Source organism: Streptomyces brasiliensis (assembly GCF_014647875.1).
Taxonomy (GTDB): Bacteria; Actinomycetota; Actinomycetes; order Streptomycetales; family Streptomycetaceae; genus Streptomyces; species Streptomyces brasiliensis.
The window spans coordinates 1-11,814 of sequence record NZ_BMQA01000127.1 but is presented as its reverse complement, the minus strand read 5'-3'; the positions used below and the strand labels follow the sequence as shown (position 1 = coordinate 11,814).

At 64.4% G+C, this 11,814-nt stretch carries 11 protein-coding genes and 2 pseudogenes; 10 read left to right on the top strand and 3 right to left on the bottom strand.

The features are described from left to right. Positions 1-206: 206 nt before the first annotated feature. On the bottom strand, positions 207-1,412 hold the full coding sequence (locus tag IEZ19_RS48005) for an IS110 family RNA-guided transposase (RefSeq protein WP_189317675.1): 1,206 nt from the start codon (positions 1,410-1,412) through the stop codon (positions 207-209). A gap of 211 nt (positions 1,413-1,623) precedes the next feature. Between IEZ19_RS48005 and IEZ19_RS48000 the strand changes: the two are divergent. From IEZ19_RS48000 to IEZ19_RS47960, 10 genes and pseudogenes are all read left to right on the top strand, one after another. Next, a pseudogene (locus IEZ19_RS48000) lies at positions 1,624-2,031 on the top strand (ISAzo13-like element transposase-related protein); the annotation flags it as partial. Between the two features lie 497 nt (positions 2,032-2,528). After that, the gene (locus IEZ19_RS47995; protein ID WP_189317674.1) at positions 2,529-3,263 is read left to right on the top strand and encodes a hypothetical protein; all 735 of its coding nucleotides are present in this window, start codon (positions 2,529-2,531) and stop codon (positions 3,261-3,263) included. Positions 3,264-3,628: 365 nt separating this feature from the next. Continuing rightward, entirely contained in the window at positions 3,629-4,375 is a 747-nt protein-coding gene (locus tag IEZ19_RS47990; protein ID WP_189317673.1) for a glucose 1-dehydrogenase, read from the top strand. 184 nt (positions 4,376-4,559) lie between these two features. Next, on the top strand, positions 4,560-5,333 hold the full coding sequence (locus IEZ19_RS47985) for a hypothetical protein (RefSeq protein ID WP_189317672.1): 774 nt from the start codon (positions 4,560-4,562) through the stop codon (positions 5,331-5,333). Between the two features lie 187 nt (positions 5,334-5,520). Continuing rightward, entirely contained in the window at positions 5,521-6,654 is a 1,134-nt protein-coding gene (locus IEZ19_RS47980) for a sugar ABC transporter substrate-binding protein (protein ID WP_189317671.1), read from the top strand. A gap of 40 nt (positions 6,655-6,694) precedes the next feature. Continuing rightward, the gene (locus tag IEZ19_RS47975) at positions 6,695-8,242 is read left to right on the top strand and encodes a sugar ABC transporter ATP-binding protein (protein WP_189317670.1); all 1,548 of its coding nucleotides are present in this window, start codon (positions 6,695-6,697) and stop codon (positions 8,240-8,242) included. Next, a complete protein-coding gene (locus IEZ19_RS47970) occupies positions 8,239-9,378 on the top strand; it encodes an ABC transporter permease (RefSeq protein WP_189317669.1) in 1,140 nt (379 codons plus the stop codon). The genes IEZ19_RS47975 and IEZ19_RS47970 overlap by 4 nt, the downstream gene beginning before the upstream one ends. After that, complete coding sequence (locus tag IEZ19_RS47965) at positions 9,375-9,866, top strand: VOC family protein (protein WP_189317668.1); 492 nt, start codon at positions 9,375-9,377, stop codon at positions 9,864-9,866. Before IEZ19_RS47970 ends, IEZ19_RS47965 begins: the two co-directional genes overlap by 4 nt. Before the next feature lie 3 nt (positions 9,867-9,869). Next, positions 9,870-10,130: a putative quinol monooxygenase gene (locus tag IEZ19_RS52340; RefSeq protein ID WP_229841682.1), complete on the top strand. Its 261-nt coding sequence runs from the start codon at positions 9,870-9,872 to the stop codon at positions 10,128-10,130. A 2-nt stretch (positions 10,131-10,132) separates the two neighbouring features. After that, complete coding sequence (locus IEZ19_RS47960; RefSeq protein ID WP_229841681.1) at positions 10,133-10,624, top strand: hypothetical protein; 492 nt, start codon at positions 10,133-10,135, stop codon at positions 10,622-10,624. A gap of 210 nt (positions 10,625-10,834) precedes the next feature. On the opposite strand, the gene IEZ19_RS52920 is transcribed toward IEZ19_RS47960, so the two are convergent. After that, positions 10,835-10,963 carry a hypothetical protein gene (locus IEZ19_RS52920; protein WP_268248790.1) on the bottom strand — a complete coding sequence of 43 codons (129 nt, stop codon included), beginning with the start codon at positions 10,961-10,963 and terminating at the stop codon, positions 10,835-10,837. A gap of 80 nt (positions 10,964-11,043) precedes the next feature. Continuing rightward, positions 11,044-11,574, bottom strand: a pseudogene (locus IEZ19_RS52335) (reverse transcriptase domain-containing protein); the annotation flags it as partial. Positions 11,575-11,814 lie beyond the last annotated feature (240 nt).

The following is an 11,814-nucleotide window of genomic DNA, read 5'->3' as shown; positions in this document are numbered from 1 at the left end:
GCGGCCACCGCCCGCAACCGAAGGGCCTCCTGCGCCGAGGCAACAACTGCCTTGCATCCCCCACCACTTCACGCACGCAGGGATCAACGCCCCAGAACACCCACCGTCTCGGATCAATAAGGGCTCGCAGAGAGTCAACCTGTTGCTTCCTGCGATTCGGCTCGTTGAATCTCAATGACCTGTCAAGCCCCTGGAGACACGCCGCGTCAGCTGTGGGCAGGGGCAGTCTGAGGAGTGATTGCGTAGAGGCGGTGGTCGCGGAGCATCGCCCACAGCACGTCGACCCGGCGACGGGCGAGAGCGAGAACGGCCTGGACATGCCGTAGGCCCTCGGCTCGTTTTCTCAGGTAGAAGTCTCTGGAGGGGCCGGGGTACTGCATGGCGCTCTGCGCGGAGAGGTAGAACACCCAGCGCAGACGCCGGTCGTACCGCTTGGGCCGGTGCAAGTTGCCCGTCCGGCGTCCGGAGTCGCGCAGAACCGGCGCCAGGCCGGCGTGCGATGCCAGGCGGCCCGCGTCACGGTAGGACAACAGGTCACCGGCGATGGCGACGAACTCGGCACCCAGGATCGGGCCCATGCCGGGCAGCGACTCGATGATCTCTGCCCGCTCGTCGACACGGAACGTCTCGCGGATCTCTCGGTCGTTGGCCGCGATCCGCTCGTCCAGCGCAAGCAGCTGGCACGCCAGCCCGCTCAGGAGGGCCGCGGCGCGGGCCTCGCCCGGCAGAGCAGTGTGCTGCTCGTCAGCAGCCTCGACGGCCCTCTCCGCCAGCTTCCGGGGACTTCGGACTTTCCGTCGCCCCAGCCCTGTGGTCAGCCTTTTTACGCCCGTACGCCGCAGAGCGGACGGTGTCTGATAGTGCGTCAGCAGGACGACCGCTCCTTTGGAGCGGGCGTAGCCGAAGGCCCGCTCCAGGGCCGGACTGATGCCGCACAGCAGGTCGCGCATCCGGTTGGCCAGCCGGACTCGGTCTGCGATCAGGTCCCGTCGGTTCGCGGTCAGCAGCCGGAGGGTGCAGACCTCCTCGGCCGGGATGGTGATCGTGCTGAAGTCCCGGCGGACGCGGGCCATGTCCGCGATGATCAGAGCGTCCTTGGCGTCCGTCTTTCCGTCGCCGCGGTAGCCCTCGGCGGCCCGGTTGACGCTTCGGCCTGGCACGTAGGTGACCTCCTGACCGTGTGCGGCGAGCAGGACCAGCAGCAGGGTGGCGGTCTTGCCCCGCAGGTCGACCGCCCATCGCACGTGCTCGGCTGTGTCGCAGGCCGCGGCGATCAGCTGGAGGGTCTCAGCCTCGTCGTTGGGGAGTTTCCGCGAAAAGACAGGCTCACCCGTGTCGTTGATCGCCACCGCCCAGTGGTGGCCCTTCCCGACGTCAATACCGACCCATAAGCGTTCGTGTCCGGCGTCCATACTGCCGTTCCGTTCCTTCTTGACCAGCGGGTTGTTGGTCCTTGGAACACCCTGCAGCAGCCCCTTAACCAGAGATGACCGCAGATCTCAATCAGCAACACAGAGCGTCCCGGAGGACCAGGTGGCCATTCAACGAAAGCCACAACAACAGCATCGGGGCATCAGCCATGCCTGGTCCTCCCGAACCACTCCTGATTCTCAAGGGTCTGGTATGGGTGAGCTGGAAGTGCAATGGGCCGTGCTGGCAGCGAAGTTCGGGGCAATCCTGCCTCATCTGGACGAGCGACAGCGGCGTCTGCTGATGGGGGCGGAGGCCCGATCACTCGGCCACGGCGGGATCAGAGCGGTCGCTCGTGCAGCCGGCGTCCGTGAGGCGACTGTGTCGCTCGGCGTGCGGGAACTCGACTCCGGGGAGCCCCCGTTGGGGCGGGTCCGCAGGGCCGGCGGTAGCCGCAAGCGGACCGTCGATCTGGATCCCCTCCTGTGGCCCGCGCTACTTGCCCTGGTCGAGCCTGATGTCCGCGGGGATCCCATGTCACCGCTGCGCTGGACCACCAAGTCCACCCGCAAGCTCGCTGCAGAGTTGACCCGTCAGGGCCACCGGATCTCCGCCGACACGGAAGCGTCCGCGATATCGAGTCGATCAGTCCTTATCTGCATATCTGACCAATGCGAAGTCGAGTGAGCACCTTTCACCGGAATCGATCGTCGTCGGGACACGCTTCATCGTTCGGCGAGGTAGCGGTGCGCTACAACACGTCGTTTCAGTCGCTGCACTCGCGGAGGTGCCGACTTCGAGCAGCAAGGCATGGTCGGGTCGGTGGGCCGCTCGCAACGGCCCGCGAACAGGCCAGGCCGGCTCACTGCCGAGGTCGAAGCGTTGATCTGCCGGCTGCGACGTGCACACCTACACGGGGGCTCCGGCGGATCAGTTACGAGCTGGCGCAGCGACATCTGCAGCCGTCGCCCGTCCGGGGGACTGCCCATCGGCGCTCACCCGAAACCTCTCGGCTGAACCTTGTCAGACCAACAGTCCAAGCCCTACATTGTCGCAAAGCTCGCCCCGGGCCGGGTTCGGCGGGATGCCAGATTGACGCTTCTCACACGTGCGGAGGCATGTTGAACAGGACAATGCACAAGGTCTGCATCTACTCGATCAGCGTCGCCATGACGTCGCTAACGATCGCCTTCGTGCTCACGCACGTTCTCCCACCACAGTCCCCGAGTGAGAGCGCGCAGGACATCGCGAACTACTACCGCTCGCATACCACAGGGATCCGCATCGGCGCCGTTGTCGGGGCCATCGGAGCGGTGTTCTACGCCCCCTTCTGCGCGGCCATCGCCTGGGAGGTCAAGCGGATCACCGGCGCCGAGGCTGCGTACGTACAGATCATCCTGGGCGTCATCGGAACGCTGGGGCTCGTGTCTCCGTGGACCGACTTCATGACCCTCGCCTTCCGGCCCGAGCGTCCGGCCGAGATCCTGCACGCGATGTACGACGACGCATGGATGCCGCTCTACTCGGTCGCGGGGTGTTTCGCGGTTCAGTTCGCCTTCCTCGGGTGGGCGATGCTGAGCGACAAGGACGCCAAGCCGACGTTCCCGCGGTGGTTCGCGTATTTCACCGTCTTCACCGGACTTGACCAGGCTTTCGGTGTCTTCGTTGTGTTCACCAAGACGGGTCCGTTCGCTTGGGACGGCGTGATTGCGTACTGGATCCCGCTCGTGGTCTTCGGTGTGTGGACGAACCTAATGGTCAAGTACATGAGCGACAGGCTCAAGCGCGAGTCCGCGGCGGATGCCGTTGCCTCCGGGACGGGCGCGTTCGTTACGGCGTCGCCTGGCGCGTGACCTTCGGGTGCGGGCTGGCTTTCGGACCCACTGACACGTTCACTGCAGGAGCTCTGCAAGCGCGCAGTACGCACACCGACCTCGCGATCAGCATCCTGACGATCGCCTCTAGGGCCACTACATGGGTCTGGGGTTCACGGAACTCGGCCACCCGCCGTTTGCACCACGTCTCATCTTCGAGATGAGGGGGACCTCGCCTGGGGCATGCATGGCCGACGCACTGTTTGCCCTGCGTTGATGAAGCCCCGCGGCACTGATCGGCTCAGCGTCATGTAACTCAGCACGGCAGCGCAGAGCGCTGCTCCAAGCCGAATTGCTCAGCTTACGACCTCGAGTTTCGTTTCGTCGAATGTGAAAGAGCCAGCATGTTGCTAGACGGGAAAGTCGCGATCGTGACCGGTGCGGCGCGAGGGCAGGGAGAGGCGGAAGCGCGTCTCTTCGCCCGCCACGGCTGCCGTGTCGTCCTGACCGACGTCCTGACCGCGGAAGGCCGTGCCGTTGCGGCGGACATCGGATCGACTGCGGTGTTCGAGGAGCACGATGTCAGCAACGAGCACGACTGGCAGCAGGTGGTCGCATTCGCGCGTGAACGCTTCGGCGGGCTGGACATCCTCGTCAACAACGCCGCTGTCCACGAGTCCGCGCTCCTTGAGAACACTGAGCTCAGCTCGTTCGAGCGAATGATCCGCATCAACCAGGTCAGCTGCTTCCTGGGGATGCGCGCAGTTGTCGGCGAGCTGCGCGCACGGGGAGGTGGTTCCATCGTGAACATCTCGTCGGTGAACGGGTTGGTCGGAGTTGCGTCCACCCTGGCCTACTCGGCCACCAAGTGGGCCGTACGCGGTATGACCAAAGCTGCCGCGATCGAGCTTGGTCCTGCCGGCATTCGGGTCAACAGCGTTCATCCTGGTGCCATCGACACCCCGATGGTGCGGGCTCCCTTCGAGAGTGACATCGACTCGCTCGTGGCGCGCTTGCCGATCGCCCGGATGGCGCAACCAGAGGAGATAGCCGAACTTGTTCTGTTCCTGGCGTCCGACGCCAGCAGCTATTGCACCGGCGCCGAGTTCGTCGCCGACGGCGGGATGTCCGCCGGGCCGTTCGGCACGTGAGGCCAGAGCTGATCGGGAGGGCCCACCAGCGCCACAAAGCGGTGAAACCGTGCACTCAGATCATTTGTCAGACCAACAGCCCAAGGATTAACTCTTCTGAAGAGTTCATCGCAACATGTCGTCCCGGTTGGAGATCGATTCGTGATCGCCGATCACAACGGGGTCATCAGCAGAGGAGTCGAGAATGGTCAAGACGCTTCATTTGGTTTTCGGTGGACCGACTTCCGCCGAGCACGAGGCAGCTGTCAACGAGTGGTATGAGAAACACTTGCAGCAGGCGTGCAGCCTCCCAGGCGTCACTGCAGCGCATTTCTACCGGCCGAGCAGTACGCAGTTCCCGCGAACGACGGTCGAATTGCCGGCCACCCTGGCGATCTACGAGTACGACACCGATGATCTGGACGGCGCTGTCGCCGCGCTGCAGGCTGCTTATCGAGAGGGCAGCAAGCGGGGTGAATACGAGGCCGGTAGGTCGCTCCCCGGCCCTCCCGCGGGTTCGTTCGCACTCGATGAGCACTATCAGCCGTCCTTCTACGAACTCGTCATCCAATGGCCGCGGGACAGCGAATGGAAACTCACCGCAGACATCGCCTTCCTGGTGTTCGGCGGGCCGACCTCGCCTGAGGTCGCCGAGGAGGTCCTGGAGTGGTACGACCCGCACCTGGAGCAGATCTGCAGCCTGCCGGGCATCGTCACGGGTCAACGCCTTCGGCCGACTTCTGCCCAGCTGCCTGAGACGACTGTCAAGCTGCCGGACGTTCTGGCGTTCTACGAGATGGACACCGACGACCTGGCCGGCGCTGTCCGCGCGGCCTGGGCTGCTCACATCGAGGGAATGAAGCGCGGGGTATATGAGCCGGGGCTGTCGATTCCCGGGCCGCGCCCGGGTATCTGGGATCTGGACACGCATTACCAGTCCGCCTACTACGACCTTGTTTCTCGGTATCCGAAAGCGTAAACGCCGGAGCAGCCTCCCGGCCTCTAGGTGACAGGCGTGGAAACCGCGTCCCTCAGCGTTTGAATTCCAGGCATCGCGTGAGGCTCTCTTCGCCCATACCCGAAAGAGCCAGTTGATGTTGTCGTCGAACAAGCCTCGGCGATCGTTGCCCGCTGGGCTGCGGTGCCGGTCGATGAAGGAGAGAACGATGGGTGCAAATAGAGGAATCCGGCTTCGCGTGATCGGCCTTGGTGCCCTTACTGCCGTCGCCGCGCTGGCACTGAGCGCATGCAGCTCGGACGGAGCGTCAACCGGCAGCAGGACGAACGGTGCCGGAAACACAGTGGGCTCAGCGCCTGCCGGGCTGGCTTCGTTCAGCGCGACCAGCCCGCCGCCAGAGATTCCGCGACTGAGCGGAACGCCGCGTAAAGGCGTGAACATGGTGGTCGTGCAGTGCAATGTCCCTTCGTGTGTGCAGACCTTCGCTCCGATCAAGACCGGCATCTCGAAGCTCGGTTGGAACCTGAAGATCATCACCTACGACATCTCGGGCGGCCCCAACGCCCTGAACACGGCACTTCGCCAGGGCATCAAGGCCAAGCCGGACTACATGACCTGGAACAGCGCCTTTCCGTACGAAACGCAGGCCAAGACGGTCGAGGCCGCGAAGGCAGCGGGCATCGGGCTGATCCCGATCAACGGAACCATGCAGCCTGCGTTCCTGAACTGCCTGTCCTGCTCAAAGGAGTTCGTCGGTGCGGGTGTGACCGCGATGAAGATTCCGCAGGCGCTCGAGAAGAACCCCAATGTAGGACTTGTTCTGCAGCCCGACCTGAAGTCTCAGGCCGACGAGATGGCGGGGATGAAGAAGCAGGCCGAGGCCGCTGGTGGCAGCGTCAGTGGGATCAACGTGTCGGCTAGTAACCCTGCACCGGTGAACAACCAGATCGTCGTCGGCTACCTGCGGACGCATCCGCAGATCAAGTACGTCGTCACGACGGTCGACGTCTTCGGTCAGGGTCTGCCTGCAGCGCTAAAGCAGGCCGGTTTGGACTCGAAGGTCAAATACATCATGAACGTCATGATGCCGGGCGGGAACGACATCAACTTGGCCAAGTCGGGACAGGCAACCGCCGGCATCGCCGTCGAGCTCGAAATGGCTTCCTACCGGGTGCTCGACACGGCCGCTCGCGATGTGCTCAAGGAGAAGATTCCTGCCGACCTGGTCGACCCCGCCGGATGGCAGCAGGTCGTGACCAAGGACAACGCGAGCTCGCTGCCGGCATCCTTCCAGGCCAAGGACTACGAGCAGGCCTTCTACAAGGCTTGGGGCATACGGTGATCGCGCCCCACCGTCGGCGTGCACGGAACTGGGAGCTGAGATGACCTCCGACGCGATTGGGCCTCGGCCCGCCCCGGCCGCCCTTGCCATCTCGGGTCTTTCGAAGTCCTTCCAGGGGCAGTGGGCACTGCGCGACGTCGACTTCGAGCTAGGCGTGGGCGAGGTCCACGCGCTGCTCGGTCACAACGGCTCGGGTAAATCGACTCTGATCAAGATCCTCGCGGGCTACCACCATCCTGAGCATGGTGCCGTCGCCACCCGCAACGACGAGCCCTTCCATCTCGGCTCGGCAGCGGCGGCAAGTGAGGCGGGTCTGCGGTTCATCCACCAGGATCTCGGAGTCATCGACGAACTCGACACTGCAGAGAATCTCCGGCTGGGGCAGGCCTACCAAGGAAAGTGGTGGGTGTCCGATCGCCGGGAGCGGAAGGCGGCCGCCGACGCCCTCGCCTCCTACGGTGTCCACCTGGATCCCGGAGTCCCGCTCAGCCGGCTCCGCGCCGCGGACCGGGCGATGGTCGCCATCGTGCGAGCCCTGCACAGCGGTCAGGAGAACAGCATCATCGTGCTCGACGAGGCGACTGCATCGCTGCCGACCGAGGAGTGCGTCCTGCTCTTCGACCTCGTGAAGCGTGCTCGTGATCGCGGAGCATCGATCGTCTGGGTGACTCACAAACTGCACGAGGTCTTCAGCCTCGCCGATCGGGTCACGGTCCTGCGGGACGGTCGCAAGGTCGCGACCGTCCCCGTGGCGACACTGGACGAGCCCCAGCTCGTGGAACTGATCACCGGGCGCCAGATCGAGAATCTGCACCCAGTCGCGACTGCACCATCGTCCGAGGTGATCCTCAACGTGCAGGGCCTCACGGGGCCAGGTGTGGCCGACGCGTCCCTGAGCGTCCACGCCGGTCGGGTACTGGGCGTGACGGGCCTGAACGGGTCCGGATTCGACGACCTGGTGCACCTTGTGTTCGGAGCGGCACCCAGGTCCTCGGGTGAGATCCGGGTTGGCGATTCCGTCCTTCCGCTGCGACACACTCCTGCGCAGTCAATCGAGGCCGGCATGGCGTTCGCGCCTGCCGATCGCAAAACGCTCAGCGGCATCCAGAGTTGGTCGCTGCGCGAGAACATGACCCTGCCGAAGCTGCGATCGGGTCCGGTCGGATGGCTCAGCGCGCGTTCCGAGCGTAGGGATGTCGCCGTCTGGCTCGGTCGCCTGGGCGTCGTGCCGTCCGATCCCGAGGCGCTGCTCTCCTCCCTGAGTGGAGGCAATCAGCAGAAGGTCGTGATCGCGCGCTGGTTGCGATGTGGTGCGCGAGTGTTCCTGTTTGAGGAACCGACCGCGGGCGTGGACGTCGGTGCGAAGACTGCGATCTACGAGCACCTCGCCGCCGTGGTGGGGCTCGGAGCGGCGGTCGTGATCGCGTCGAGCGACATCGAGGAGGTCGTCTCGGTGTCGGACCGAGTGATCGTCATGCGAGAAGGCCGCGTGGTCGCCGACCTCAGCGGAGCTGCGCTTACCGTCGATCGGGCCACCGCCGCCGCGCTCCATGAATCCCCAGCCGAGAAAGAATTGGCAGGCCAATGACGCCCTCACAGATCTCCACGTCCGCGGTCTCCGGACGCCGAACGCAGTTGCCAACGTCCAACAAGCCACAGCCGCACCAATGGGCGAGACGCCTGGCCGAGGCAGGTGTCCGGCGTTACAGCGGACTGGTCGTCCTCGCTGTTCTGATCGTGGTGTTCGGGGTATGGACTCCACTCTTCCTGACCCATACGACGCTCATCTCGATTCTGAACGCACAGACCCTGACCGCGATCCTGGCGATCGCAGTGCTCTTCCCGCTCGCAGCCGGGGTCTTCGACCTCGCGGCGGCGCAGAATCTCGGCTCGACCGCGCTGCTCGTGGCGTACCTCATGACGAACGGTCACATGGGTGTCAGCCTCGCGATCTTCTGCGGCCTGAGTTTCGGGCTCGCGGTGGGGCTGCTGAACGGCTTCCTGGTGGCCGTCATGGGTTTCGACAGCTTCATCGCAACCCTCGGCGTGAGTTCGATCCTGTTGGGAACGACGGTACAGCTCTCGAAGGGCTCCTATGTTGGACCCGTCCCGGAGTCGTTCCAGCGTCTGACGTCGTCCTCGCCGCTGGGCATCCCGGTCATCACGTACTACCTCGCCGTAGTCGTGGTCGTCGCCTGGTACGTGCTCGAGCACACTCCACTGGGGCGGCGGCTCTGCGCGACCGGCGCCAATCGTGAGGCTGCGCGCCTCGCCGGGGTTCCCACCGGCCGGTACATCTTCACGACGATGGTGGTGTCCGGCGTCGGTGCGAGTATCGCCGGCATCCTTCTGTCCTCACAGACGGTGTCGATCAGCGCTGACATCGGGCCGGCATACCTCCTGCCCGCGTACGCGGCAGCCTTCCTGGGCTCGACCCAGATCAAGCCGGGACGATTCAACATCTGGGGCACGATCCTGGCGCTTGCGATGCTCGGCACTGGTGTCGCCGGCCTCCAGCTCGTCGGCGGCGGCGCCCTCTACATCGGCAACTACTTCAACGGGGGTGCTCTGATTGTCGCCGTAGGCGCAGCGATCGTCCTCAAGAAGCGAGGTGACCGTAAGAGACGGCTCGCTCAGATGAAAGCCCAGGCGTCGGCGCCCCCGCCCTTGGCCGAGAATCCCAGATCTGCGACGGCAGCAATCAACAATCAGGAGGCAGAGTGAATCACGGCATTCACCACATCAACATCCACACGCCGAACCTGAATCGCCTCCGACAATTCTACGAACGCGCCTTCGGATTTGAATTGGTTTTCGAGCACTACCTCGAAGACTTCCCGGAATTCGTATCCACCCTGACCGGCATCGATGCTCCGGCCGCTCATGTCGTGACGATGCGCACGAAGAACTGCTTCATCGAACTTTTCCAGTGGTCGTCGCCTGAAGGTAAGCCGCTCGAGCCGCTGCGGCCCTACGACTTCGGCTATACCCACTTCGCGGTCGCTGTCGATGACATCGAAGCGACGCACGCGCGACTGGTCGAGCTTGGCATGGAGTTCGTGCACGCACCACTGAAGGTCCAGGTGAACGGCGGAGAGTACGGCTCGGCCTACGGCTGCGACCCCGACGGCAACATCATCGAACTCACGGAGATACCGAATGGCGACAACATGTCGCTGGGCGTCCTTGGACGCACAGCTCCAGCGGAGTAACTGGTGATCATCATCACTGACAAGTTCCGGATCAAGTGTCAACACGCGCAGGACTGGCCGGCCATCGCGGCAGATTTCACTGCAGCGACCCGCCTCGACCCCGGCTGCCTCTGGTTCGATTGCTCACGCAACATCGAGAATCTGGAGGAGTACGTGCTCATCCAAACCTTCCGGGAGGACGAGGTTAGCGCGACCCGTGTGAACTCTGAGCACTTCAAACAGGCACGGGTCACTCTGCCGCCGTACGTTGTCTCGCCTCGCTGATCGTGAACACCACGGCAGCAGGCGAGGCAAGGTCGGAGTTGGGCAAGCTCGCCCCTCCTAACCGCGCCGGAATCAATCGCGCCATTACAGGGCCAGCGCAATCAAAGGATCATGTTAAAATGCCAAATAATGCGATTCCCGAATGGGTCGAGGTGCCATTGCAGGCAGCCTTGCGCGATCTCGCCGCAGGCGACGGCGCAAAGCCCGAAATCGCATGGTGCCCAGAGGGTGACGACGCTGGGACTGTCGTCGCCGCAGGCGTCGAGGAGGGCAAGCGACTCGTGAGAGACGACGTGTCGCCTGCGAATCTTCTAGTCGAGGTGGCTGACTGGCTCCAGTCGATCATCGTCCCGGCAGTGGGCGGTGCCCAGGCGTCGCCGCGGCTGGCCTGCCCCGGCCATGACCATCCGATGGTGGCGAAGAACGTGTACGCGGTTGCCTGGTGGACCTGCCCGGCCAGTCAGTCACCCGTCGCCCTTATCGGCGAAGTCTGACACTGGCAGCTCGATGATGATGCGTAGCAGGGCCCGGCCTTCCCAGATCGTGTGATTTCTGCAGATCAGACGATCAATTCTGTGGACCAGACGATCAGGGGAGATCGGGAAACGGAGCTTGCCCGCCGAGTAGCCGGGAGGAGTCTCAACTCCCGGCCCTCACAGATCCGTACGTGACGGTCGCCCGTCATACGGCTCTTGTCGTTCTGGTCACCAGACCTGGGGGACGTGGGTGGTCCAGGCCCAGTGAGCGAAGAACCTGGGCCGTCGTGCGACGGCTTGGTTCCAGGCGTCCTGGGCTTTCTTGCGTCCCCGCAGCCGCTTGAACTTCTTGCGCATCCACCGCATCGGGTAGGCATTGATGCGCTCCAGGAGGGGAAACGAGCCGACGTGTAGAAGGCTCCGTAGTAGTTAACCCAACCTCGCACGATCGGGTTGATCTTGCGTGCGAGGTCCGCCTCGGTCAGGCTGGTGCGATGGTGCAGCCGCCAGGACCGCACCTCGGCACTGATCCTGCTCAGGGCCTCCCGGCTGATCGCCGGGATGAACGACAGGAACATCCCGCCGTCTTTCCTGCTCGCGGAGCGCCTGCGGAAGGTGTACCCCAGGAACGTGAACTCGACGTGCTCGTGCGAGCCGCGCCGGTTGTCGTCCTGGCAGTACACGATCCTTGTCTTCTCCGAATGCAGCTCCAGGCCCACCTCAGCCGTCCGCTTCCTGATCGCCGCGAGCACGTACCGTGCCTGGCGTTCACTGACGCAGTGCACCACCGCGTCGTCCACGTAACGTTCGAACGTGACGGCTGGAAAGGTCCGGGCCATCCATGCGTCGAACGCATAGTGGAGGAAGAGGTTGGCGAGGACGGGCGGGACCGCTGAGCCCTGGGGGGGGTTCCGCGGTCCCGCTCGCGCAGTGTCCCGTCGGGTAGTTGCAGCGGGGCGTGCAGCCATCGCTTCACATACAGCATCACCCAGGACTGGGACCGGTCAGTGTGGGCGGCGACCGCCTTGAGGACCAGATCCCAGGGAACGCTGTCGAAGAAGGCGCGGATGTCCAAGTCGATGACCCAGTCCGCCTTCCAGCAGCGTTCCCGGCACCGGCCCACCGCGTCGATCGCGGACCGCCCCGGACGGTCGGGTGGCCCCGGGGAATCTCACCCCGGGGCTCCCACAGATCCCGGCGTGAACCTC

What these genes read in the sequence shown, in the direction of transcription:
- IEZ19_RS48005 (WP_189317675.1), bottom strand. Translation starts at nt 1,412, where the DNA reads ATGGACGCCGGACACGAACGCTTATGGGTCGGTATTGACGTCGGGAAG.
- IEZ19_RS47995 (WP_189317674.1), top strand. Translation starts at nt 2,529, where the DNA reads ATGTTGAACAGGACAATGCACAAGGTCTGCATCTACTCGATCAGCGTC.
- IEZ19_RS47990 (WP_189317673.1), top strand. Translation starts at nt 3,629, where the DNA reads ATGTTGCTAGACGGGAAAGTCGCGATCGTGACCGGTGCGGCGCGAGGG.
- IEZ19_RS47985 (WP_189317672.1), top strand. Translation starts at nt 4,560, where the DNA reads ATGGTCAAGACGCTTCATTTGGTTTTCGGTGGACCGACTTCCGCCGAG.
- IEZ19_RS47980 (WP_189317671.1), top strand. Translation starts at nt 5,521, where the DNA reads ATGGGTGCAAATAGAGGAATCCGGCTTCGCGTGATCGGCCTTGGTGCC.
- IEZ19_RS47975 (WP_189317670.1), top strand. Translation starts at nt 6,695, where the DNA reads ATGACCTCCGACGCGATTGGGCCTCGGCCCGCCCCGGCCGCCCTTGCC.
- IEZ19_RS47970 (WP_189317669.1), top strand. Translation starts at nt 8,239, where the DNA reads ATGACGCCCTCACAGATCTCCACGTCCGCGGTCTCCGGACGCCGAACG.
- IEZ19_RS52920 (WP_268248790.1), bottom strand. Translation starts at nt 10,963, where the DNA reads ATGCGCAAGAAGTTCAAGCGGCTGCGGGGACGCAAGAAAGCCCAGGAC.